This is a genomic window from Pseudomonas sp. TNT2022 ID642, assembly GCF_028656995.1.
Lineage (GTDB): Bacteria > Pseudomonadota > Gammaproteobacteria > Pseudomonadales > Pseudomonadaceae > Aquipseudomonas.
On record NZ_JAMDGW010000035.1, the window covers coordinates 1 to 24719 of the forward strand.

Annotated in this window: 18 protein-coding genes; 4 read left to right on the plus strand and 14 right to left on the minus strand. The window is 50.6% G+C overall.

The annotated features are described in order from the left end of the window. Window positions 1-142: 142 nt before the first annotated feature. From kdpB to kdpF, 3 genes are read right to left on the minus strand one after another with little or no spacing between them, the layout of a single operon-like run. On the minus strand, window positions 143-2206 hold the full coding sequence (gene kdpB / locus M5G26_RS26485; protein WP_273916909.1) for a potassium-transporting ATPase subunit KdpB: 2064 nt from the start codon (window positions 2204-2206) through the stop codon (window positions 143-145). Between the two features lie 10 nt (window positions 2207-2216). Further along, a complete protein-coding gene (gene kdpA, locus M5G26_RS26490; RefSeq protein ID WP_110720400.1) occupies window positions 2217-3911 on the minus strand; it encodes a potassium-transporting ATPase subunit KdpA in 1695 nt (564 codons plus the stop codon). An 8-nt stretch (window positions 3912-3919) separates the two neighbouring features. Beyond that, window positions 3920-4009, minus strand: a complete 90-nt coding sequence (gene kdpF / locus M5G26_RS26495; RefSeq protein ID WP_007899818.1) for a K(+)-transporting ATPase subunit F — start codon at window positions 4007-4009, stop codon at window positions 3920-3922. A 415-nt stretch (window positions 4010-4424) separates the two neighbouring features. Here kdpF and eat point away from each other — a divergent pair, with 415 nt between their 5' ends. The 3 genes from eat (at window position 4425) to M5G26_RS26510 (ending at window position 6869) form a co-directional block, all read left to right on the plus strand. Beyond that, on the plus strand, window positions 4425-5789 hold the full coding sequence (gene eat, locus M5G26_RS26500; RefSeq protein ID WP_134176345.1) for an ethanolamine permease: 1365 nt from the start codon (window positions 4425-4427) through the stop codon (window positions 5787-5789). A 220-nt stretch (window positions 5790-6009) separates the two neighbouring features. After that, entirely contained in the window at window positions 6010-6177 is a 168-nt protein-coding gene (locus M5G26_RS26505) for a DUF2897 family protein (RefSeq protein ID WP_007908505.1), read from the plus strand. 137 nt (window positions 6178-6314) lie between these two features. Then, window positions 6315-6869, plus strand: a complete 555-nt coding sequence (locus M5G26_RS26510; RefSeq protein WP_273916910.1) for a TetR/AcrR family transcriptional regulator — start codon at window positions 6315-6317, stop codon at window positions 6867-6869. Between the two features lie 2 nt (window positions 6870-6871). Here the strand turns inward: M5G26_RS26510 and fabF are convergent, their stop codons facing one another. The 4 genes from fabF to M5G26_RS26530 form a co-directional block, all read right to left on the minus strand. Beyond that, window positions 6872-8140 carry a beta-ketoacyl-ACP synthase II gene (fabF, locus tag M5G26_RS26515; RefSeq protein WP_273916911.1) on the minus strand — a complete coding sequence of 423 codons (1269 nt, stop codon included), beginning with the start codon at window positions 8138-8140 and terminating at the stop codon, window positions 6872-6874. Between the two features lie 22 nt (window positions 8141-8162). After that, a complete protein-coding gene (locus M5G26_RS26520; protein WP_273916912.1) occupies window positions 8163-8966 on the minus strand; it encodes an SDR family NAD(P)-dependent oxidoreductase in 804 nt (267 codons plus the stop codon). Window positions 8967-9180: 214 nt separating this feature from the next. Next, entirely contained in the window at window positions 9181-9516 is a 336-nt protein-coding gene (locus M5G26_RS26525; RefSeq protein ID WP_273916913.1) for a ComEA family DNA-binding protein, read from the minus strand. Window positions 9517-9626: 110 nt separating this feature from the next. Beyond that, a complete protein-coding gene (locus tag M5G26_RS26530) occupies window positions 9627-11621 on the minus strand; it encodes a polysaccharide biosynthesis protein (protein WP_273916914.1) in 1995 nt (664 codons plus the stop codon). 301 nt (window positions 11622-11922) lie between these two features. On the opposite strand from M5G26_RS26530, the gene M5G26_RS26535 reads away from it, so the two are divergent. Beyond that, window positions 11923-12909: a glycosyltransferase family 2 protein gene (locus M5G26_RS26535; protein ID WP_273916915.1), complete on the plus strand. Its 987-nt coding sequence runs from the start codon at window positions 11923-11925 to the stop codon at window positions 12907-12909. Window positions 12910-13036: 127 nt separating this feature from the next. Here M5G26_RS26535 and M5G26_RS26540 read toward each other — a convergent pair whose 3' ends face one another. The 7 genes from M5G26_RS26540 to M5G26_RS26570 all read right to left on the minus strand — a co-directional run bounded on the left by M5G26_RS26540 (window position 13037) and on the right by M5G26_RS26570 (window position 24663). Then, window positions 13037-14572 carry an alginate O-acetyltransferase AlgX-related protein gene (locus M5G26_RS26540; RefSeq protein ID WP_273916916.1) on the minus strand — a complete coding sequence of 512 codons (1536 nt, stop codon included), beginning with the start codon at window positions 14570-14572 and terminating at the stop codon, window positions 13037-13039. A 10-nt stretch (window positions 14573-14582) separates the two neighbouring features. Continuing rightward, window positions 14583-16064, minus strand: coding sequence for an MBOAT family O-acyltransferase (locus tag M5G26_RS26545; RefSeq protein ID WP_273916917.1), 1482 nt, complete (start codon window positions 16062-16064; stop codon window positions 14583-14585). 420 nt (window positions 16065-16484) lie between these two features. Further along, a complete protein-coding gene (locus M5G26_RS26550; protein WP_273916918.1) occupies window positions 16485-17402 on the minus strand; it encodes a glycosyltransferase family 2 protein in 918 nt (305 codons plus the stop codon). A gap of 179 nt (window positions 17403-17581) precedes the next feature. Then, window positions 17582-18535 carry an NAD-dependent epimerase/dehydratase family protein gene (locus tag M5G26_RS26555; RefSeq protein WP_273916919.1) on the minus strand — a complete coding sequence of 318 codons (954 nt, stop codon included), beginning with the start codon at window positions 18533-18535 and terminating at the stop codon, window positions 17582-17584. A 15-nt stretch (window positions 18536-18550) separates the two neighbouring features. Continuing rightward, window positions 18551-22441, minus strand: a complete 3891-nt coding sequence (locus tag M5G26_RS26560; protein ID WP_273916920.1) for a glycosyltransferase — start codon at window positions 22439-22441, stop codon at window positions 18551-18553. A gap of 7 nt (window positions 22442-22448) precedes the next feature. Continuing rightward, window positions 22449-23852: an ABC transporter ATP-binding protein gene (locus M5G26_RS26565; RefSeq protein WP_273916921.1), complete on the minus strand. Its 1404-nt coding sequence runs from the start codon at window positions 23850-23852 to the stop codon at window positions 22449-22451. Then, window positions 23842-24663, minus strand: coding sequence for an ABC transporter permease (locus M5G26_RS26570; protein ID WP_273916922.1), 822 nt, complete (start codon window positions 24661-24663; stop codon window positions 23842-23844). The genes M5G26_RS26565 and M5G26_RS26570 overlap by 11 nt, the downstream gene beginning before the upstream one ends. Window positions 24664-24719: the final 56 nt, after the last annotated feature.

The following is a 24719-nucleotide window of genomic DNA, read 5'->3' on the forward strand; positions in this document are numbered from 1 at the left end:
AAGGGGAAAGGGAGCCGATCCTGGTGCTTTTCAAAACCTGAGTTCGGCTCGGTAATTCAGGTCGGTGTAGCTCCTGCAAACAACTCGGTCAGTCCCCTCTCCCTCTGGGAGAGGGTTAGGGTGAGGGGCTGCGATATCAGCCTCACACCAGATGCAGCGCCGTGAGCAGCATGTCGATCGCCTTGATCCCCACAAACGGCACCAGAATCCCGCCCAACCCGTAGATCAGCAGATTGCGTCGCAGCAACGCTGCCGCACTCGCCGCCTGCACGCGCACACCGCGCAGCGCCAGTGGAATCAGCACAACGATGATCAAGGCGTTGAAGACGATCGCCGAGAGAATCGCGCTCTGCGGACTGGTCAGCTGCATGATGTTCAGCACACCCAACTGCGGATAGATCGAAGCGAACAGCGCCGGCAAAATCGCGAAGTATTTGGCCACGTCGTTGGCGATGGAAAAGGTCGTCAGCGCACCGCGAGTCACCAGCAATTCCTTGCCGATCTGCACCACGTCGAGCAGCTTGGTCGGGTCGCTGTCGAGGTCGACCATGTTCGCCGCTTCGCGGGCAGCCTGGGTGCCGTCGTTCATCGCCATGCCGACGTCAGCCTGAGCCAGCGCCGGGGCATCGTTGGCGCCGTCGCCGCACATCGCAACCAAGCGACCGTCGTTTTGTTCGTGACGAATGCGCGCGAGTTTTTTCTCTGGTGTGGCTTCGGCAAGAACGTCATCGACGCCCGCTTCAGCGGCGATGGCAGCGGCGGTCAGCGGGTTGTCGCCGGTGACCATCACGGTGCGAATGCCCAGTTTGCGCAGCTCGGCAAAGCGCTCGCGAATACCCGGTTTGACCACGTCCTTGAGGTGGATCGCGCCAAGCAGTTTGCCGTCGGCGCAGACCAGCAACGGGGTGCCGCCGCTCTGGGCGATCTTGTCGATTTCCCGCGACAGTGCCGGAGCCAGATCCGAGCGTTTCTGGCCGAGGAAACTCAGCAGCGAATCCACCGCGCCTTTGCGGTAGACACGACCCTGATAGTCGACACCGGACAAACGGGTTTCCGCGCTGAACGGCACAGCGGTCAAGGTTTCCAGCGCCGGCTCAGGCTGTGGATGCAGACCGCGCAGGTACTCGACGATGGATTTACCTTCAGCGGTTTCGTCGCCCAGCGAAGCGAACAACGCACCTTCGGCCAGCTCACGACCACTCACACCGGGCGCGGCATACACCGCGCTGCAACGACGGTTACCGAAGGTGATGGTGCCGGTCTTGTCCAGCAACAGCACATGCACATCACCCGCCGCTTCCACTGCGCGACCAGACTTGGCGATCACGTTGAGGCGCACCAGACGATCCATCCCGGCAATACCGATCGCCGACAGCAAACCGCCAATGGTGGTCGGGATCAGCGTAACCAGCAGCGCTACCAGAAACACCAGCGGCAGGCTGCCATTGGCGAAATGCGCGAACGGTTGCAGGGTCACGACCACCAGCAGGAAGATCAGGGTCAGGCCGATCAGCAGGATATCCAGCGCCACTTCGTTCGGGGTTTTCTGGCGTTTGGCGCCTTCGACCAGCGCGATCATGCGGTCGAGGGTCGATTCACCGGGATTGACGGTGATCTTCACCAGCAACCAGTCGGACACCAGTCGCGTGTTGCCGGTAACAGCCGAACGGTCACCGCCGGACTCACGAATCACCGGCGCCGATTCACCGGTGATCGCTGCTTCGTTGACCGCCGCGATGCCTTCGATGACTTCGCCGTCACCGGGGATCATCTCCCCGGCTTCGACGCGCACCACATCGCCTTTACGCAGGCTCGTAGCCGGGACCACCTGAAAACTGCCGTTGGCCTGTTTGCGTCGTGCGCTGAGGCCTTCGCTGCCAGCCTTGAGGCTGTCGGCGCGGGCCTTGCCGCGACCTTCGGCCAAGGCTTCGGCGAAGTTGGCGAACAGCACGGTGAACCAAAGCCACAGGGCGATTTGCGCGGCGACGAAGGTCGGCACGTCGGCGTCGGGAATGAAGCACAGCACGGTGGTGAAAATCGCTGTCAGCTCAACCACCAGCATCACCGGCGAACGTTTCAGTTGCCGCGGGTCGAGCTTGACGAAGGCTTGCACCAGCGCCGGCCGCCACAGGGCCGAGATCGCGGTTTTCGGTGCTTCTGCCGACTTGGTCGGCTCTGCAGGTTTTGCAGGAACGTGCATATTCATGATGGATTCCTTAGAAGCCCATACTTAAATGTTCGGCAATCGGGCCGAGCGCCAGCGTCGGCAGAAAGGTCAGGCCGCCCACCAGCAAAATGGTCACGGTCAACAGGGTCACGAACAGCGGGCCGTGAGTCGGGAAGCTGTTCTGCCCGATCGGTGCGGTTTTCTTCATCGCCAGGCTGCCGGCCAAGGCCAGAACCGGGAGGATGTAACCGAAGCGGCCGATCAACATGCCCAAGCCCAGCATCAGGTTATGGAACGGTGTGTTGGCGCCCAGGCCACCGAACGCCGAACCGTTGTTGGCACTGGCAGAGGTGTAGGCGTATAGCAACTGGCTGAAACCGTGCGGGCCGGGGTTGCTGATGGTCGCCGCAGCACTGGGAACCGCTGCGGCAATCGCACCGAGCACCAGCACGCCGACCGGCATGACCAGCAGGGTCACCACCAGCAATTGCACTTCCCGCGCCTGGAGTTTCTTGCCGAGGTATTCCGGCGTACGGCCAATCATCAGACCGGCGAGGAACACCGCGATCAGCACGTTGAGCAACATGCCGTAGAGCCCGGCACCGACGCCGCCGAAGATCACTTCGCCGACCATCATGTTGACCAGTGCAACCATGCCGCTTAGCGGATTGAGGCTGTCGTGCATGCCGTTGACCGAGCCGTTCGAGGCCGCCGTGGTTGTCACCGACCACAGCACGGTGGCGGTGGTGCCGAAGCGCGCTTCTTTACCTTCCAGCGGCGCGGTCTGTTCGACGGCGGCGTTGTTCAGGGTCGGATTCGGTTGGTACTCAGCCCACAGCGAAGTCGCGCCGCCGATCAGGAACAGCGCGAGCATGCAGGCGATGATCGCGCGGCTCTGACGCAGGTCCTTGACGTAGTGGCCGAAAGTGAACACCAGCGCCACCGGGATCAGAATGATCGAGGCGACTTCGAACAGGTTGCTCCACGCCGTCGGGTTCTCGAACGGATGCGCCGAGTTGACGCCGAAGAAGCCACCACCATTGGTGCCCAGTTGCTTGATCGCAATCTGGCTGGCGGCAGGGCCGAGCGGGATCACTTGATCGACGCCCTGCATGGTCACTGCATTCACATATTGCGCGAAAGTTTGTGGCACGCCCTGCCAGACCAGATACAGCGCCAGCAACAGGCACAGCGGCAACAGACCGTAGAGGGTGGCGCGGGTCATGTCGACCCAGAAGTTGCCGAGGGTTTTCGTCGATTTGCGGCCGATGCCACGGCACAGCGCAACCAGCACGGCGAGGCCGGTGGCGGCGCTGACGAAGTTCTGCACGGTGAGGCCGACCATCTGGCTCAGGTAGCTGAGGGTCGCTTCACCGCTGTAGGACTGCCAGTTGGTATTGGTCATGAAACTGACCGCGGTGTTGAACGCCTGCGTCCATTCCTGGCCCGGCAGATTTTGCGGATTCAGCGGCAAGTGATCCTGAAACAACAGGATCGCGAACAGCAGCAGAAAACCGGCGAGGTTAAACGCGAGCAGCGCCAGCGTGTACTTCTGCCAGCTCTGTTCCGCCTGCGAATCGACCCCGGCAATGCGGTAGCAACCGCGCTCGACCGGGCCGAGAACCGGCGTCAGCCAAGTGCGCTGACCTTCCATCACCTTGTAGTAGAAGCGCCCGAGGAACGGCGCCGGCAGCAAGACCACCGCAAAAAACGCGAGGATCAGCCAATAGTCATAACTGTGCATAGCCGCTCCTAGTTCCGATCCGCGCGCAACAGCGCAACCAACAGATAAATGAACAGCCCCACTGCCAATAGCAGTGACACCCCGTCCAGAACGCTCATGGAAGATCTCCGTGTTACGGCGTATTGCCGCGTGTGGAGGCATTGTCGGAAAGGAGGCTGTAAAGGAACGAGAGCGAGGGTGTTGGCTGTGCATAAAGAAAGCGTAAAGAGTGGGTTTATGCGGGCGTTACAGCAGGTTTTTGCGCCGTCAGGCCGGGCCTCTTCGCGAGCAGGCTCGCTCCCACAGGTGTCGGCGTTGTTCAGGCGAGCGCATTTCAAAAATGTGAGCGAGCCTGCTCGCGAAGACGGCATAACGAGCAACATCGCACCCAACTGGCGCACAAAAAGCAGCTATCCCACCGCGAACATCCCCGATACGACAGCTTTCAACTCATTACGACTTGTTTCAGCGCAATGGCACGCCCACTGCACACGCCCTTCCCCGAGCTTTCCAAACCGTTCAGGGAGCAACCGCATGAACACACAACTCAAACCCACACTGGGCACTTTGCACCTGTGGGGCATCGCCGTAGGGCTGGTGATTTCCGGGGAATACTTCGGCTGGAGTTACGGCTGGGGCGTGGCCGGAACACTGGGTTTCCTGGTGACCTCGTTCATGGTCGCGACCATGTACACCTGCTTCATATTCAGCTTCACCGAACTCACCACCGCGATTCCCCATGCGGGTGGCCCGTTCGCCTACAGCCGTCGCGCCTTCGGCGAAAAAGGTGGCTTGATTGCCGGTCTGGCGACGCTGATCGAATTCGTCTTCGCCCCACCGGCCATTGCCCTGGCCATTGGCGCCTACCTTAATGTGCAGTTTCCGGCACTCGACCCCAAACACGCGGCAGTCGGTGCCTACATTGTGTTCATGGGCCTGAACATTCTTGGGGTGAAACTGGCGGCCACTTTCGAGCTGATTGTTTGCGTGCTGGCCGTTGCCGAACTGTTGGTGTTCATGGGCGTCGTCGCGCCGGCGTTCAGCTTCAGCAACTTCGCCCTCAATGGCTGGGCGGGGTCGGATGTGTTTGGCGCACCGGCGATTGCCGGGATGTTCGCGGCCATTCCGTTTGCGATCTGGTTCTTCCTCGCCATTGAAGGCGCGGCGATGGCCGCCGAAGAAGCCAAGGATCCGAAACGCACGATTCCCAAGGCCTACATCAGCGGCATCCTGACCCTGGTGTTGCTGGCGATGGGCGTGATGTTCTTTGCCGGCGGCGTTGGCGACTGGCGCACCCTGGCCAATATCAACGACCCGCTGCCGCAAGCGATGAAAACCGTGGTGGGCGACAACTCCGGCTGGTTGCACATGCTGGTGTGGATCGGCCTGTTCGGTCTGGTCGCCAGTTTCCACGGCATCATTCTTGGCTACTCGCGGCAGTTCTTCGCCCTCGCCCGCGCCGGTTACCTGCCGGCCTCACTGGCGAAACTCTCGCGCTTCCAGACGCCGCACCGCGCAATCATTGTCGGCGGCATCATTGGCATTGCCGCGATTTACAGCGACGGCCTGATCAACCTCGGCGGCATGACCCTTACCGCCGCGATGATCACCATGGCCGTGTTCGGCGCGATCGTGATGTACATCATGAGCATGCTCAGCCTGTTCAAACTGCGTAAATCGGAACCGAATCTGGAGCGTACTTTCCGCGCGCCGTGCTATCCGTTGATTCCAATGATTGCATTGGTGCTGGCGGTGGTTTGTCTGGTGGCGATGGCCTGGTTCAACGCGCTGATCGGCTTGATCTTCCTTGGCTTCATGGCGGTCGGTTTCGGCTACTTCCTGCTGACCGGACAACTGCGTGCCGACGCACCGGCCGATGCAATGCTCACAGGCCTGTAACGCCCCGTCTCCTGTAGGAGCTGACGAGTGAAACGAGGCTGCGATCTTGCTTTTCAAGATCAAAAGATCGCAGCCTTCGGCAGCTCCTGCCAGGGATTTCGGGTGTAGCGGGTACAAGCGGCCTAGAATGGAACCACTGCGAGTTCACTTCGCTCAAAAGTGGTATGCAGCGTTGCACGGCGAATCCTCGTCCGTCGACCTGCCATTAAGGAGAGCCGTTATGCCTTGGTATGCCTGGTTGATTCTGGTCGTTGCAATCGGCTCGATCGTCGGCGGATTGATGATGTTGCGCGACACCGCCAACAAGGTCGATCTGACCGATGAAGAACGCCGACGCGTTGCCCAACGCAATGCCGAAGCAGATGCCAAAGACGCGCAAGACCGTTGAACACAACCCCGCCTGATCGGCGGGGTTTGTGCTTTTTATAGCCATTGGACCTATCCGCACGTTTTTAAGAAGTAGAAGTACAGTCACCATCTAATTTTCCTTGGTTAAGATGGGGACATTGTTGCGGAGAGTTCCAGATGCGTTATTCGCAGGACCATAAAGCCCAGACCCATCAGCGCATCATCAAGGAGGCTTCGGCACGCTTTCGCAAGGACGGAATCGGCGCTACCGGTCTGCAACCCCTGATGAAAGCGCTGGGTCTGACCCATGGCGGTTTCTATTCACATTTCAAATCCAAGGACGAGTTGGTTGAGAAGGCCCTGCAAGAGGCCGGCAACCAGGTCGACGGGTTATGTGCCGAGATTTTTTCGCAGGATAATCCGCTTGATGCCTTTATCGAGACGTACCTGTCCGAATGGCATCAAACGTCGCCCCATGAAGGCTGCCCGTTGCTGACCATTTCTTCGGAGCTGGGCCTGCGCGGCCAACCGAGTCCCACCAGTGACGTGGTCCTCAACGCACGGCTGGAACAGATCGAAAAAAGCCTCGAAGGCGAAAACAGCGCTGACCGCGCCATCGTCATCATGTCGACACTGGTCGGTGCGCTGCTGCTGTCACGCAGCGTCGCGGATGCCGAGTTTGCGCAACGCATCCTCGATGTCACCCGCGATCACCTCAAGAACCGGGATTAAGCCTACCAGCGCTTGAACAGCACGCTGGCATTGACCCCGCCGAATCCGAAACCGTTGGACAGTGCATATTCGATCGACATCGGCCGCGCCTGGCCATGGACGATGTCCACCCCTGCACTCGCCGGATCGGGGTTGTCGAAGTTCAGTGTCGGCGGGACCACCTGATCACGAATTGCCAGCAGCGTGAAGACCGCTTCGAGCCCGCCGGCAGCGCCGAGCAAATGCCCAGTGGCGGATTTGGTCGAGGTCACGGCGATTTTATTCTGCGTACCGAACAACGCTTTGATCGCCGCCAGTTCGCCGAGATCGCCCACTGGGGTCGACGTCGCGTGAGCATTGAGGTGCTGCACCTGATCCGGCTCGATACCTGCCTGCGCCAGTGCTAGCGTCATCGCCCGCCGCGCACCACTGCCATCTTCAGGCCCGGCCGTCAGGTGATAGGCGTCAGCGCTGGTGCCATAACCGACCAGTTCCGCCAACGGTTGCGCGCCACGAGCCATGGCATGCTCCAGCGATTCGATCACCAGCAGCCCCGCGCCCTCGCCCATCACGAAACCATCGCGACCGCTGTCGAACGGCCGAGACGCCCGCTCCGGTGTGTCGTTGTAACCGCTCGACAGTGCCCGAGCTGCCGCAAAACCGGCGAGACTGACGCGGTCGATGCAGGCTTCCGCACCGCCACACACAGCAATATCCGCTTCGCCGGCGCGGATCAATCGTGCCGCGTCGCCAATCGCTTGAACACCCGCAGCGCACGCCGTCACCGGCGCACCCAAAGGCCCCTTGAGGCCGTGTTGAATGGACACGTGACCTGCCGCGAGATTGACCAGAAACGACGGGATGGTAAACGGTGACAAACGCCGAGGACCGCGACTGTCGGTCGTGCGTACAGCGTCAGCAATCGCGCCGAAACCGCCGACACCGGAGCCGATGATCGTTGCGGTACGCTCCTGGCTTTTGCTCTCCGACGGATGCCAGTCAGCCTGCTCCAGCGCCTGCCGGGCAGCCTCCATGGCGAACAGAATGAAGCGGTCCATTTTCTTCTGTTCCTTGGGCGGCGTGGCGCGATCCGGATCGAAACCGGCTTCGGCGTCCTCTTCCTGCGTCGGTACCGTGCCACCAACTCGCGTAGGCAAATCAGCGACCACTGCCTCAGGCAAGTTACGCAGGCCGGAGCGCCCGGCCAGCAAACGCTGCCAGACGACTTCGAGATCGCTGCCCAAGGGTGAAACCAGGCCCATGCCCGTAACGACTATTCGACGCGAATCCATACCGTGGTGACCTCTGATCAATTCAATTGCCGGACTTGTAGCGTTGCGCTGCAGCACTGCGGGAAAGGTTCGGCGCCATGACATGGCGAGCCGCAACAAAGGCGTGCCATTCGCTTGCGTCAGGCAGCGAAGGAATGGTAATCAACTCGCCCTGATCCAGCCCCGCCAGCGCCGCATCGACCATCTCGCCCGCGTCCATGACCATTTCTGCCGGAATGCCACTGGCGTCAATACCGGAGCGCTCCCAGATTTCGGTGCGAGTCACACCCGGCAGCACGGCCTGGATCTGCACGCCGGTGCCTTCGAGTTCAGTGTTCAGCGATTGGGTGAGGCTCAGTACATAGGCTTTGCTGGCGCTGTAGGTAGCGTTGAAGCGTTCCGGAAACAGCGCCACCACCGAGGCGATATTAATGATCGTGCCACGACCGGCCTTGGCGAAACTGGCAGCAGCCGCCGATGCCAGTCGGGTGACGGCGGTGATGTTCAGCTGAATCAACCGCTCCAACTGGTCCATATCGGCGTTGGCCAGTAATCCATCTGCCGCGACACCGGCGTTATTGACCAGCAAGCTGATGCTGGAATCGCTGCGCAGGCGTTGCTCGAGTTTGAGCACATCGTCCTTCAGCGTCAGATCGGCCTTGAGTACTTCGACCTGAATGCCATGGGCTTCACGCAACTTACTCGCAGCGCTTTCCAGACGATCCTTGTCACGGGCCACCAGCAGCAGATCAAAACCACGCGCCGCCAGGCGCTGAGCGTAAATCGCACCGATACCCGACGAAGCGCCAGTGACGAGAGCAGTGCCTTTGGATTGTGCGGAATTCATTTGAATGCTCCAGGAATGCTTGATGGAAACGTGTCATTGAGTCATGTCAGCTCAACGACCCGGCAAATTATTATAGGCATAATCTCCAAACAATATGATAGCCATAATTTTCAGTCCTCCGATGAGTAACGTCTTCACCGCAATTACGTGCCGTGCACTGCATCAAACAAAAAAGGCCGGTCAATGACCGGCCCCTTGGCGTAAAACTATCAGCTTAGTTGACTTCCAGCTTGTCGCGATTGCGATCCAGGATCGCCTTGCCAATACCCTTCACTTCCAGCAATTCATCCACGGAGGCAAACGGACCATTTGTTTCGCGATATGCAACAATCGCTTTGGCCTTGGCCTCACCTACTCCGGCCAGCTCTTTTTGCAGCGTTGCCGCGTCAGCTCCGTTGAGATCGACTTTTGGACCTTGTAAAGGCGCCGCTGCATCCATCACCATCGGCGCCTTGGCAGACTCAGTTGGCGCAACAGGTGCGGCAATAGCCGCAATCGAGGCGCTGGTGAGGAAGGCAAAAATCAGAGAATAGAAGTAACCGGTACGCATTAGTGACGCTCCATCATCGTTTGAGAAAGCAGCTTTTCCGAAGCTGCTCTCCAAACGTAGGTCATGGTGGGGCTATGTCAAAAATGCGTGCGTTACAGAATGTGAAACAATCAGGGTTCGAGACGACGCTGCTGGTAGATCCAATCGACGATTTCGCCATCGGGGGTGTAGCCGGAGACGGTTTCGCGCAGGAGTTGGCGTACTCGGGAATAGTCGTCTTTTTCGACCGCCAGAAGCAATTCGCTCAACCGAGCTTTCAATACTTCCCAGGGCAGATGATCTTCATTGGCACTCATGATCATGGGGTGAGGTGTGGCGGCTACGTTTTCGCCGATCAACAATTCCTCGTAAAGTTTTTCGCCCGGGCGCAAACCGGTGAACTCAATGGAAATGTCCCCTTGAGGATTGCGATCGGAGCGAATGCTCAGGCCCGAGAGATGAATCATTTTCTCCGCCAGTTCGACGATCTTTACCGGTTCGCCCATGTCCAGTACGAAAACATCGCCGCCCTGGCCCATGGAGCCAGCCTGGATCACCAATTGCGCAGCTTCCGGGATGGTCATGAAGTAGCGGGTGATTTTCGGGTGAGTGACTGTCAGCGGTCCACCAGACTTGATCTGGCTATGGAACAAGGGAATCACCGAACCGGACGACCCTAGTACATTGCCGAACCGAACCATGGTGAAACGGGTTTTGTTGACTCGGGATACTCTCGCATTGTCGCCGAACAGTACCGGCGCGACCTCACGGCTCAAAGCTTGAAGCGTCAACTCGGCCAAGCGCTTCGTGCTACCCATGACGTTTGTCGGACGAACTGCCTTGTCAGTGGAAATAAGTACGAAGTTGGACACACCTGACTGTAATGCAGCCTGAGCGGTATTGAGCGTCCCGATTACATTGTTCAGTACACCTTCGGCAATATTGTGCTCGACCATGGGTACATGCTTATAGGCTGCGGCGTGATAAACGGTGTCTACTTTCCAGGTCTGCATGACATCGAGCAATTTTTCTTGATGACGAATAGAACCGAGTATAGGGAGCAGTCTGACTGGCGTAGACTCGCGACACATGCGCCTCTCCAGTTCAGTGACGATACTGTAGAGGTTGAACTCACTGTGCTCAAACAAAATAAGTGATACCGGGCCCAGTGCAAAAATCTGTCGACATAGTTCTGCCCCTATTGACCCTCCAGCACCAGTGACCATGACAGTCTTACCTTTGATGCAGCGCTCCAGAAGGCCCGGCTGCGCGGGCACGGAATCGCGCCCGAGCAAATCAGCGATATCGACCTCTTGAATGTCTTCGACCTTCACCCGGCCGCTGGCAAGATCGGTAAAGTTCGGAACACTTCGAACGTGAAGCGGAAAACCTTCCAGCAAATTCAGAATTTCCCGGCGTCGAGCACGGGTTGATGACGGTAGCGCCAGCAAGATTTCCTGGGCACCGGTTTCGTCGATCATTTGCTGAATATGTTTCGGTTTATAGACCTGAAGTCCTGAGATCGATCGATCCGAAATGCCAGGGTCATCATCAATAAATGCCACAGGGCGTAACACACGTCCCATCCGCAGTGCCGCTACGAGTTGATTTCCCGCGACCCCGGCACCGTAGACTGCAACCTTGGTCAGACCATCGTCGCGATTGGTGAATGGAACGTGCTGGGCCGCGGTGAACCAATCACCCATAAAGTACTGACGCATGCACAAGCGCAGGCCACCAATGATGATGAGACTGAGCCACCAATAGTTGAAAATAATTGAACGAGGAACCACCGCCTGGTGATTGCTGTACCAATAGACGACGAGCGCCAACACAAGCGACGAAAGACTGACGGCCTTGATGATGGCAATGAGTGCATCATTTCCAAAGTAGCGCATGACCGCGCGGTACATCCCGAAACGTATGAAAAGCGGGATTGCGATCAAAGGTGCACTGGCAAAAAGCCAAAAATGTAGCTTTACCGGGTTGTACATGTCATCGATGCCAAGGCGCACGATGAATGCCAGCCATAAAGCGACCCACACCAAAACCACGTCAGTTGTGACCTGAATAAGCCGTTTATGTCGACGCGGAAGCCCGACCAAAAATGTGCGCAGTCTGCCCATAAACCTTTCGTCTGAATGTATCATTGAGTCATCTACCCTGACCGATTGTACACATCAGTAGCCGCTGCTAACTACCGTCAAGACAGACAAAAGCTCAGATCGTCCAACGGTATCAGATTATGAGTCAATGGAGGTTTAGCATCAGAGGATAGCTACGGCGCTGACCTGCCAGCATCAGATCCACAGGATCATGCCGAGTCAAAGGAAATGCCTGCTCGGCGCAGACCGTTGACGCTGCCGTCATATCGCAATGATTCAAATATTGGTAAAGAGAACGTTAAAAAAGGTAATGGACTAACAAATGACTTTTTCATCTGATCGAACAATTCAGTTGACGCCCGACGTTCAAATTACATCAAGGAACAGCGATAAAAAAGTAGCGATACTTCTTTGTACATACAACGGAGCAAAGTACTTAGGAGCACAACTGGACTCGATAATAGATCAATCGCATAAAAACTGGGTTATCTATGCATCAGACGACGGCTCGGAAGACAGCACGTTAACTATTCTTAATGATTACAAGAATATAATCGGAGAAAACCGTCTGGTAATATTTTCCGGCCCTCGATCAGGCTTCGCTAAAAACTTCCTATCACTGATTACAAATTCAGAAGTAGAGGGCAGCTATTTTGCGTTCAGCGATCAGGATGACATTTGGGAGAAAGAAAAACTAACGAGAAGCATAGCCTCGATTGATACCATTCCAAGTCAAACGCCTGGAATGTATTGTTCAAGAGCAAAACTTATAGACGAAAACAACATTATGATAGGCATGTCCCCCTTACGGTTGAAGCCGCCTGGTTTTCGCAATGCGCTAGTACAAAGCTTGGCGGGCGCCAATACCATGTTGATAAACGAATCCGCCCGCGAACTCTTAAAGCTTACTGGAGAGACGCGCGAGATTATTGCTCATGACTGGTTAACCTATTTTGTAGTTACAGGATGCGGAGGCCAGGTAATTTATGATCCAGTCCCAACGATAGCCTACAGACAACACGCCAACAATTTGATCGGCGGGAATATAGGCTTAAAAGAACGACTGAAAAGGATAAAAAAAATAACAACAGGAAGATTCAAAAATTGGAGTGACAAGAATCTTCTGACCCTCAAAGACTTTGAAAAAACACTTACATCGGAAAGCATATACGTACTGACAGAGTATCAAAAAATCCGGAACAACAACGTAACCGGGCGATTGCGTCATCTTAAAAATTCAGGCGTTTACAGACAGAATCTTCTGGGAAACACTTTGTTATTCACTGCAGCCCTTCTAAACAAACTCTAAAGCAGCGCCAAAGATGGCAAAGTCACTCACACGCAACAATCAATTCAGCGATCAACAGCAGTCATTTACTTCTACAATAAGAACCGCAGAGGCATCATAAATGATACCTCTGCGCCAAGAAAATCCATCAAGGATTTGTACCAACAGCTAAATCATCGATGGAGAAAACCGGACACCCTTTAGGCGCGACAAGGTCAAATCTAATTTCGCTAAGTTCTTTTCCAACTGGCCATTTTTTTGCTGATGAAATGTCAACGGCCGTAGTTCCCTGTTTAACATTGAAAATAGCACTGTCCTCTTCGTTGAACCCCTTGTCCTTTGTTGACCAGTACACCTGGACCGGAAAAACAGTATCCGAGGTACTCACACAGGACAGATTGAAAGCCAACTGCCTGACGTTGTCACTTTGTAGCGGCTTGGAGAATTGAAATACAACATACGGATCCGCCCCTGTGACTTTATACTCGCCATTCAAAGCCGCTTGATTGAGATCGTTCGTTTGGGAAGCCTTACCGGAAGCCAATTGAAGAAACTGCTTTCGGTCGTTTGCAATTGAAAACGTAGGCGGAGAGGCCAAGAAAAGCCCCATTCGTGATACACGCTCGACGGCCGAAAACACTACATAATCTGGTTTAAACTCATTCACCAGTTCAACCAACTTATCACTACTCACCTGATCATAATGAATTTGTAGTGTTTTTGAAAAAGTCGCGGCCATAAAGGGTGAGAGTGATATACCGAAAGAGTCTCTCAACCAGAGAACTTTAGCATCGTTCAACGCGCCTTTAGTGCTAACTAATAATGGCTTCTGAGGCGCATCAAGCGGAGTATTCGGCCCTGATCTTACAAGCAATCCAGAAGTATAATCATACTCTTCAACATCCAACTGAGGACCTGCATGAAAAGCAAGTGCAACTTCCCGATCTCGGGTCACACTCTGGATTCGTTGAAATCTGGAGAGATCACCACCTTCTCGATCATGACTGGTCATGACTTTCCCCAGCGAAGGCTCAGGCCAGCGTAAACCTGGTTCACTCTTATGAAGATTGGCAGCGAAAGCCTCAAAAGCGATCCACGCTCCCAAACTATTCCAATGCGTGTCAGTTTTGAAGTATAGCGGGACTGACTGGTTTTTCTTTGCTGCCAACAAAGGAGTAATTGCATCCACATACAACAGCGAAGGCGAATCATTAAGCAACTTGCTGAGAACTTGATGTGTAGAGTGCACAGCCCAATCGGGAAGAAATTCCGGATACACAGAATCTTTGTCCGGCCCAATCAATATGCGATATTGTTTTACACCGTGCCGGTGAAACCAGTGTTCCCAATTTTCCTGATTAGAGATGACTTGCTGTACGACAAGTGAATTTTCATCGGTAACACCCGTTCGTTTGACGGTTATGGATTGGGCATGATCATCACCAAGAAAAAACCAACCATCTTTACCTAACACTACCTGGCCTGGATTTATTGAAACACCCAAATAACTATAAACCCTGCCTAATACTGGAAGCGCATAGTCAATATTATAGAGAAAAGCCTTGTTCCACAAAGACTTTGTGCCGTCTTTCAACGATTTAGCATCCAGCCAGATATTGACAAGCGGCGTGAAAACCAACGTAAAAAATACAATAGAGATAAATATATAGATTTTTTTCTTCATCTCAACACCATCAAAAATTAAAATACAAGAATACGGTACTGGTCGACTTCAGCGTTGAATACATTGCGATAGTAAAAACAAGCGACATCCAAAAAACCTTTTTCCACGTAAACGGTTTTGCCGTTGTCATCTCAAAGGAGTTTTTCTGAGGCACTATCAAAAGCCCTATAGCAATCATTACAAAACAAACAAAGTTCAACGCTAAACCGCTCGGCAAAACTTTAAGCAAATGATCTGAAAATACTCCACCCCAAGCAAGTTCCGAAGTAGGCATCGACGTTACCGGCAAATCTCTAATAGATCCCGGGCTAAACATATTAGAAAGAATGCTCAGAGCATCCCCCATAGACGTAGCACGAAAGAACACCCAAGTAACATTGACAAACATAAAAGTTACAAACCATGCCAACGCGTTTGGCATGGACATGCCAAATTGCTTCCAGGCACGATGCAAAACTAACGCGCCACCATGCAGAGCACCCCATACAACGAACATCCAACTGGCGCCGTGCCAAAGTCCACCAAGCACAAATGTTAGCATCAAATTAACATATATTCTTGCCGACGAACATCTATTGCCACCCAGTGGGATATACAAGTAATCTCGAAGATAGCGGCTAAGCGTCATGTGCCAACGACGCCAGAAATCTTGAATATCCAACGCTTGATATGGAGAATTGAAGTTAATCGGAAGCCATATATTGAAAAGCAAAGCTGCGCCTATAGCCATGTCGCAGTATCCGCTAAAATCAAAATATAGTTGAAACGTATAAGACAGACTCGTACTCCAGGCACTGTAAAAATCATGAACAGCCCCGGGTGCGAAACCCGCATCAGCCCAAACAGCGAAAGTATCAGCAAGAATAACTTTTTTGAAGAGACCAATACTAAATATAAACATACCCATCAGTATATTTTTGTGTCGCACCGCAAATGTCCACCGCGACTCAAACTGCGACATCATCTCTTTGTGGTGCAAAATCGGTCCGGCGATCAAGTGCGGAAAAAACGTCACAAACAATGCATAATTAATAAAATCGTACTCTTTTGCCTCTCCCCTATAACTATCAACAAGAAAAGCTATTTGCGTAAACGTGTAAAAGCTTATCCCTAACGGTAGAATTATTTGATGCAACTCGAAACTACTGCCCGACAAGGCATTTAAGTTATCGATGAAAAAATTCATATACTTGAAATAAGCAAGCAGGACCAGATTGATAACCACACCCAACGTCAACAATCTTTTCTTGCTGTTTCCCGCTACAACCCTATTAGAATAAGGCGAAACCAATCTACCTACAACATAGTTGAATGCGATTGAACCAATTAGAAGTGGGAGATAAGCCACGCTCCAGTAGCTATAGAAAAACAAACTGGCGAGGACAAGCCATATCTTACCAACAACAATAAGCCGTTTTTTGTTTAATAAAAAATAAACAAAAAAGACGATCGGAAGATAAACCAGAATGAAAGCGGAAGAGCTAAAAATCATGAGCGCACCTGGCGTGATGTTTACTGAGTTACATAAAAGACAAGATTATTGCGACAGCTCAGGGGCGTAGATACCAGTTCATCAGAAAATATCGACTGACGGCTTGATCGACTTTCCCTTCACACTCAAAACCGTTCATTTTAGATGCCCCCCTCCTTGACTGAATGAAAACACTGTCCAAAAATCCGAGTGGCGTTCCCTTAGACATGAAGCCTGTGTCCCGCGCCGCACCTTTTTGAACAATTTTATGCCACACAAGATAGCATGTTACAAATTATTTTAAGAGCACTTTTGAGCAATTGGATGTCTGATCAGATGCTACCGGCAGGTGTTTGGCTTTCCGTAATTCATACTGGCAGTGAATGAGATCTATACATAAAAAGTCATCAGAAAAATATATACATCATGCTATTGGACTACTTAGTCACTCTGATCGTCCAGGTTACCAAGCCTTGACCTAATCCCATCGCGTAGCGACATATACAGATAGTGCAGTCGCTTTCTCCGCTCACCCGCCACTAAAACACTAAATACAGAAACTTTTATTGACTGCAAAAGAAAAAACAGCCGCCATCTGATTGGAATATATTTCAGAGAACACAGGTATATAGCATTCCTTACCTTGTAGTAATTTCTCAACGGAGAGTGAATAGAAACATTCTTCCGACCAAACAACCATATTGAGATCACTTTATCGCCAAGTGCATGAGACAGCGTCGCTTGCGGTGACTCATAGATCTCATAACCGAATGATCTCGCTCTAAAACACCATTCATGATCTATGTGATCAATAAACAAAGCTTCCGCCATACCTCCGATCTCTAAAAGCGCCGTAGCTTTAATTAATGATCCTGATGCAATAATGAAGTCTTTTTTTATTGCTTGTACTTTATCTACTTCACACGCTGGCGAATTGAAACTTAGTCGGCGATCTTGGATCACAGGTCCGACAATCGCTACGTTCATCAACTCTGTATCGAAAAAAACATGAAGCAGATGATTAACAAATTCAGAATGAGGACTGCTATCTTGATCTAACAACAGTGTAAAGTCATAATTATGCTTTAGTGCATAATCAATCCCTACATTCTGTGCATAAGCGAGTCCGTGATTTTTATCCAGCAAAATCAATTCACAATTTTCGTGATCACCGGCGCACAACAGGAGCTGAAGCTCTTTGCGACTGGAGCCTCCACTGAAATTGTCAATTATAAGTATTTTATCAACTTGGCCGCCTAGAACATCGAGAGTATTCTTTAGCTCGAGAATACTCGGCTGATAAGTCACAATCAGACAGATAACGGTACTATTTGCTGCAAATAAACGGGGGTTGGACATGCTTTGTTCCAGTAACTTAATTTCATTGAACAATACAAATTTATTTGTCCACGCCAAACCAAGTAAGCAGCGAGACCACAAAGAATCAAAGCTTTAAATTCCAAAAACCAACTTTAAATATCAGTTAGATAGAAAATGAAAAGGTGGTAAAAACTACCACCCTTTCACATGACCAATTTTCAACCAGCCACAACCTTAACCAACTGCTGATTGTTCTGCCACTCTAGTGTATTCCTAATACCCTCATCAAAAGAGACTAACGGTTCAAAACCAAAGCACGCTTTGGCCTTCGATATATCAAGAACATTAGATTTTATATCAAACTGCCTAGACGGTAAAAATCTGACTTCCGGCATCGGATCAATCCATTTCGACACTTCCGAAATCACTTCGAGCAATGACCTTCCCTGTCCAGATCCAATATTAAATATACGTTCCTCACCCGTATAGTTCATTAGAGCTCCGATACCACGAATAGCGTCGTCGATATAAATATAGTCACGCACATTAGAACCATCCCCCCAAATCTCTATTGGCAGCATGTTTCTTGCGCGTTCTATGAATACCGAGACTGCGCCCTGGGCCTTATTGACATCTTGTCCGGGGCCATAGGGATTGGCAAGACGGATAATCTGATAATTCAGACCATGCAGCCGTTGAAAGAGCGCCAGATATTTTTCAATCGCCAGTTTGCTGACAGCATAAGAGCACGTCGGCTCCAATGGATGATCTTCTGGAATCGGCAGCACTCTGGCATCACCATAAATGGTTCCGCCAGACGATATAAAATAGAGTTTTCCAACTCCTAATTCTGTTGCCAATTCCATGACCTGAAGCGAATTGCAAACATTGGTGCTGATGTCCCAAGAGGGATCCTTGTTCGAATTCCCTGGCAACGATGAAGATATCAAATGAAAACAAATATCCTGGTTAACAAGGAGACTTTTGACATCCTCCCTATTCTCGTAGTCACCAACGTGCCAACGAACTTTGGACACTGCTGCCTTAGACAAAATTGCGTTTTGCGCAGGCGTGTGACGAGTTAACGAACTGACCTCATGTCCTTGTTCGATCAAATGATTGATCAGATGGCTTCCAATGAAACCAGTTCCGCCCAAAATTGCGCATTTCACACAGCGTCCCTCTTGTTAAAAACCCAATTGATACATGAGTTTCTTCGAGAATTCCTGCTCGGAAAAACATTTGTCGAAAAGCTGTTTAGCCGAATCGCCCATAACTGGCCAGTCAGCGGATAAAGTTATGGCTTCGACTAATGCCTTCGTCATCTCGGCAGCAGAACTTCCAGGGATGATAAATCCGGATTGTTTATGCTTGAGATACGCAGACGTCCCCGTTGCAAGCGTACACATTACAGGTTTACCTGCGCTCAATGCATGCAGCGATACAAGCGGCAACGTATCGTCTCGTGAAGGGACAATCAACAGATCAGTAGAAAACATAAGTTCAACATACTGTTTGTAACCAATATCGCCAAACAACTCCAGATTAGGAATCTTCTTAGATGTATTAGTCAAGCCTTGAAAGAAGCTTTCATCAAGCACTCTTCCATAAAACTCAAACTTGCATTTATTTGCAATTTCCGCTGGAAGCGCTGCAATCGCCAAGGCAAGTAAATCTTGTCCTTTACGAGGTTCGTAGGATCCAAAAGTACGAACAACCAGCTTTTCCCGAGACGATTTTTCCTTGATATCCGATAGAGGTGGCAACAAGCTTGGAAAGCCATACTCAAGAACTTGCACAGACTGATTATGTTTCATAACCGGGATGGCTGCCAATTTACTACCAGCCCATATTTTTTTCGGCTTTTTCAGTGCCCTGACAAAATCTGGATCGGAAGCTGCCAACTGAGCCAAAAGACTGATTTCATGAATGTACCAGTATACATCCACAACATCAGACAACTGATTGACCACAGGATAGGTCATTACGGTATTGCAAATCAGCGCATCAAAGTTCCGAGCAAAATCAAATACAGATGCGTGTTGCGTAAGCAGCAACTCATCTACAACAACGGTTACACCGAGATCTTGCAGATCTTTCCGTATAGAACCATCAGTAGGCGACATTACGACAACGAAATGACCCGCGTTGGTAAGCAGCTTGGCGAGTTCGTATACAATGCGCGGTGCACCGCTCTCGCTAAGGTCATGAGAGAAAAGGAGTATATCCTTCCCCCCAACACACTGCAGTGTCTCGTTGGAGAAGACCTCGTAGTAATCCGGCGAGTCATGAAACAACTGCTCTCGCATCGCCTTGGTATAAAACGGGTCGCGCCCCAAATAATTTGCCCAGCGGCGCAGAATGTAAATATCAGCTTTGTCTTTTTTCTTGGGAGCTGAAACCTTTTCAATCGCGTCAACTGACGCTAGCGACATATGGCCTATATGTGTCAGCGTCGAATGGGGGGTATAAACACATGAGTACCCTAACTCTCTGACCTTGAAGCAAAGATCGACATCAGAGTGATTAATTGGAGCATTGACGGCATCAAAGCCATCTATCTGCTCAAATACATCTTTTCGAATTGCCAGGCAGGCGCCACAAATGAGAGAAACTTCACGTACGGATTGAGCGAAATTGTAGTGCGCATTGGTATCTTCAGGAAGGCAATGAAATGCTGTTCCTAAAAGACGTCGCACACCCGTCACCATGCCCGCGTGCTGAATGGTATTACTTTCATAAACCAGTTTAGGACCGGCGATTCCGACGCCAGGAAGCTCTAAAACCTCCACAAGGGTTTCGACCCATTCCGAAGTCTGAACCCGAACATCATCATTGAAGAAAACCAGAAATTTACCGATTGCTGCTTTAGCACCTTGGTTGCACTTATCGGAAAAACTGTAAGGCAGATCGTAACGTACGAACTTAATATGCTCACTTGGATAACGAGGTTCAAGTGCATCGCATACGGAAGAATTAGTGACGACAAGAATCTCGTAATTAGACCAGGTTGTCGACTTACCGATAGACTCCAGACTATCACTGATATTCTTCTCATTATCAGAAGGAATAACAATCGAAACCAAATCGGAAGCATCATCTAAGGCAAACTTGAATCTATTCGCGGCGGGAAGTGCTAAAGCAGTACCTTTCCATCCACGTCGATCTCCAGCCGCTTGCAAAGCCCGAATGTTCGACTCTCGCGCGTAAGGTTTGCCACCGGCTGCACCAGAAGAAGCGATAGCCCTCCAGCCATAGAGAACCTCTTCTATGTGGTAAATTTTATCGGTTCTCTCAGTGATCCTCAGCGCAAGATCATAATCCTGGGAAAAATCAAATTCAGAGCGAAATCCACCGACTTCATCCACGAGTGCCTTTCGATAAGCTGACAAATGACCCGTGTACATGCAGTTCAACAGAAGGCTTGGGCTCCAATCAGGTTTGTTGAAGATTTCCTGAACAGTTCCTTTTTCATCGATCTTGCATTCGTCAGAATACAACATGTCTAAAGCAGGATCGGCTTTGATCGTAGATGCAATCCAAAAAAGCGCATCGTTGGTCAATACATCATCATTATCCAGCAATGCGATATAGGCGCCTGTAGCTAAACTTAATGCTTGATTCGAAGCGGCCGCGATTCCCGAATTCTTTTCCAACTGCACATACTTTATTCGCTTGTCACGTTGGACATAGCTTTCAAGCAGAGAGTTAAGACTTGGTGATTGCGAGCAGTCATCCGCAATACACAATTCCCAATTTATATACGACTGACCGATAACTGACTCTATGGCAGCCTTCAGTAGGTCATCAGGAACTTTATAGACGGGCATAATCAAAGAAATTTTTATGCCGAAATCAAAAGACTCATTTGATTGCATGAGGAATCGACTTTCAATTTCCTTGAACCTTGAATCCTGACGATCCTTCAGAATGTCCCGAGTCGCTCCTCTCTCAGCCTCCGGTGATTTAAGTTGCGCCCGCGCCGCTTCTTTCAGGGCACGAATCCCGCCAGACTTAAGAATACGCTGTATACGAGTGCAGAAATTTCGCCATCCACCAACTTTATTTTTTGCAGCCACAACTTTACGTGCCAACGTACGTAGTTTTCTGGCCTGCCTGACTTTCTTATGAACTATGGCAACGGCACGCCACGACTTGCTGTTTAATATAGCATGAAGCTCGTGATTACGAGCTTGCAACTCCTGGTTACGACTTTGAAGCTCACAATCCAATTCTGCAATTTTGTTGCGCAGGTCATCCGAAACACTCTCCTGCTCGTCTGTCAGGCTTTTCTGTTCAGCGAGTTGATCAGAAAGTTGTGCTTTTTCCTGGGCGGACTGCTCCACATTGTGATTTTGAATGTGCAGGGCATCTACAAGTTTACGCTCGTTGACGACTGCAAAGCCGAGTTCTTTATAGAACTCGCGAATAGACACTTTGTCCGTATCTGAAAGCTCAAACAGAAACTTTAGTTCGTCCGGTACATCTTTACCTGCAGCCACCACACCTAAACCATGCGCATGATCGAATCGGAAGGTAGGGTAATTTACTTCGATTTCCTCAAAGAGCTTCCATACTCCAAAACCATTCTCTCGCACATTTACATCGTGAAAGATGACGATGGCTTTGTCGCTTAACAACGGTAGCCATGTATCCCAATCGTTTTTTACCGCTTCATAGCTGTGTAGCCCGTCAATATGCAGCAAATCTACACTTTTCGGAGCGAAGTGCTGCGCTGCGTCATCAAATGTCTCGCGGAGTAACCTTGAAAACGACGAGTAGGGAACATCATGACGTGCGCGCAGTTGGTTCAGTACGTCCTGGCCGTAGTGCCCTGCATGCTCATCGCCCTGCCAAGTGTCGACAGCATAAGCCTGACAGTCCAGCTCGGTTTTCTGAATGGCTTGGCAAAATGCGCAGTAAGAGTCTCCGTAATGAGTCCCAAGCTCTACGAAAATTTTCGGTTTTACCTTTTCAATCAGAGTGAAGGCAAACGGAATATGTTCCGCCCACGCACTTTTGCCTGAAAGATAAACTGGACGCCCGAAACACATTTTGCCAATATCATTTAAAAACATACTTTTCTCAACTATGATCAAATTCAGGAACAGCGGCGAGCTTCAACGAAATATCCTGCATCGGGATACCGATCAACCCGGTACTCGCACTGGTGGATTCAGATTTGAAGAATAAAGCATCATGTATCCAGTGCATCTGCACATGCTCTTCTTGCGTGCCTTCCGCTAATGCAACGCAAATGGAATAATCACCTTTCGGCAAAATTGGCATATGGAAGGTAAAGTCGCAGCGAAGCGCTTGTTCCTCCATAACCTCCAAAGGTTCATCCATGTAGGAAAGGAACGAGTTATCTCCAAACAACGTCTGCCCCAATCGGTCCTTGATATAGAAACCAACAATCGGAGATTTCAGAGTCAGGTGCGTAACGGCCAGGATTGAGATTGTTACAAGCTCGCCCCCCACCAACCAGATTAGCCGGTCACCCTCTGCTGTCGTAAAGGACACATCCACTATTACTGCCGACCCCAGACCAAACGATGTCGACTCATGGTTAAACTCAAAAATTTGCAAATCGTTACGATGCTGAGTTTTATTTATGAATTCAAGCCGCTGATCTTTTACCGCGACTTGGCGTTCAATTCTAAGCTTAGGTTTCATTTTTGTTGTAGTACCCTTCCCTTGTTGTGCTTCGTAAAAAGCCTCCAAGTAAAAGTCACTTACAACCTTTGGCAAACCTTCTTGAATAACCTTACCTTTCTCTAGCCAAACTGCGTATGAGCACAGATTTTTAACTGAAGCAGTATCATGACTAACGAACAGTACCGTTCCACCCTTCATGAACTCGCGAAGGAAACGCATACATTTCTGCGTAAAAAACGCATCGCCTACGGCGAGCGCTTCATCGATGACCAATACATCGGCGTCCACATGGGCAATAACTGCAAAAGCCAATCTTACTAACATACCACTCGAATATGTTTTAGTTGGCTGCTCAACGAAGTCACCAATATCCGCGAATGCAATAATTCGCTCAAAACGCTCATCGATCTGTTCGATCGTCAGGCCGTATAGTTGACCATTTAAATAAACATTTTCACGACCAGTAAAATCAGGATTGAAACCTGACCCCAACTCTAGCAATGCTGCAACCCGGCCATTTATCTCTGCGACCCCGCGTGTAGGGTTCAGGGTTCCGCAGATAATCTGCAGAAGTGTACTTTTCCCTGACCCATTACGACCGATAATCCCGACGGTCTGACCCTTTTTAACTTCAAAACTTATGTCTGTAAGCGCCTCAAATTTACTTGAGCAAGCGTTTGCTCTGAAGTCAAAAGATCGACGCAACCGCGGAATCAATGAGACTTTAGACAGAACTCTATACAGCAGCTGCTGCAGCCGCTTCTGTGGTCTGTCATACGTTTCAAATGTTTTACTGACATTAGAAACTTTAATTGCAATATCAGAGCACATCGGCAAAACCTATTCTGAGTTTTTGAAACCAGGCAAAACCTAGCCAGCAGAAAACGAGAGATACGACCAAATAGGTCAACCAGGCAACCGGATCAATGCCGACGCCAAAAATCAATAAGTCTCTAGTTTGCTCTATCGGATAGGTCAGCGGATTGTAATTAGCAAGAAACCTCCAATGCTCAGGAAACGAACTGGCAGGAAAAAAGATTGGAGAAATAAACATCATGCCTGTTGTGATCAAACCAATTGTCTGGCTAATATCTCGAACAAAAACACCTGTTGCCGACAACCAGAACATCATCCCGAGAATAAATACAAAAAACGGAAAAATCCCGATCGGAAGCAATAAAGCGGTCCATGGGATACTGCCCGTTTCCACCAATATAAAGATTAGCAAAATTGCGAAGCTTATTGCCGCTTGAAAAAGAGCGCATAGAATCGACACCAGTGGAAGAATTTCCAATGGGAAGATTATTTTTTTAACAAAATTTTGATTACCAATTATTATCGCTGGAGACCGTCCAAAACACTCGCTGAAAAAATTAAACACGATCAGCCCAGCAAATAGAATGACGGGATAGGATACAGTGGTAGCCTCAACCGCCACCCCCCAACGAGACTTGAAGATATTAGTAAACACAAAAGAAAAAATTATCAGCATAAACAAAGGGCTGAGTATCGACCAGAACAACCCGAACAGCGACTCTTTGTATCTCCCCACAATTTCCCTTTTTGCCAAATTTAGCAATAAATGCCGATGCTTGTACGCAGACCTTAGGAGTTTTAACGGGGATAAACTTTGAGTTTCCATTTATTTCAATTTACCTTTCAAAAAACTGATTTCATCGCAATTTATGGAGTACCTTC

Coding starts and splice junctions, on each gene's coding strand:
- kdpB (WP_273916909.1), bottom strand. CDS start 2,206: ATGAATATGCACGTTCCTGCAAAACCTGCAGAGCCGACCAAGTCGGCA.
- eat (WP_134176345.1), top strand. CDS start 4,425: ATGAACACACAACTCAAACCCACACTGGGCACTTTGCACCTGTGGGGC.
- fabF (WP_273916911.1), bottom strand. CDS start 8,140: ATGGATTCGCGTCGAATAGTCGTTACGGGCATGGGCCTGGTTTCACCC.
- M5G26_RS26520 (WP_273916912.1), bottom strand. CDS start 8,966: ATGAATTCCGCACAATCCAAAGGCACTGCTCTCGTCACTGGCGCTTCG.
- M5G26_RS26540 (WP_273916916.1), bottom strand. CDS start 14,572: ATGAAGAAAAAAATCTATATATTTATCTCTATTGTATTTTTTACGTTG.
- M5G26_RS26560 (WP_273916920.1), bottom strand. CDS start 22,441: ATGTTTTTAAATGATATTGGCAAAATGTGTTTCGGGCGTCCAGTTTAT.
- M5G26_RS26530 (WP_273916914.1), bottom strand. CDS start 11,621: ATGGGCAGACTGCGCACATTTTTGGTCGGGCTTCCGCGTCGACATAAA.
- M5G26_RS26505 (WP_007908505.1), top strand. CDS start 6,010: ATGCCTTGGTATGCCTGGTTGATTCTGGTCGTTGCAATCGGCTCGATC.
- M5G26_RS26565 (WP_273916921.1), bottom strand. CDS start 23,852: ATGTGCTCTGATATTGCAATTAAAGTTTCTAATGTCAGTAAAACATTT.
- kdpA (WP_110720400.1), bottom strand. CDS start 3,911: ATGCACAGTTATGACTATTGGCTGATCCTCGCGTTTTTTGCGGTGGTC.
- kdpF (WP_007899818.1), bottom strand. CDS start 4,009: ATGAGCGTTCTGGACGGGGTGTCACTGCTATTGGCAGTGGGGCTGTTC.
- M5G26_RS26510 (WP_273916910.1), top strand. CDS start 6,315: ATGCGTTATTCGCAGGACCATAAAGCCCAGACCCATCAGCGCATCATC.
- M5G26_RS26550 (WP_273916918.1), bottom strand. CDS start 17,402: ATGTCCAACCCCCGTTTATTTGCAGCAAATAGTACCGTTATCTGTCTG.
- M5G26_RS26525 (WP_273916913.1), bottom strand. CDS start 9,516: ATGCGTACCGGTTACTTCTATTCTCTGATTTTTGCCTTCCTCACCAGC.
- M5G26_RS26545 (WP_273916917.1), bottom strand. CDS start 16,064: ATGATTTTTAGCTCTTCCGCTTTCATTCTGGTTTATCTTCCGATCGTC.
- M5G26_RS26570 (WP_273916922.1), bottom strand. CDS start 24,663: ATGGAAACTCAAAGTTTATCCCCGTTAAAACTCCTAAGGTCTGCGTAC.
- M5G26_RS26535 (WP_273916915.1), top strand. CDS start 11,923: ATGACTTTTTCATCTGATCGAACAATTCAGTTGACGCCCGACGTTCAA.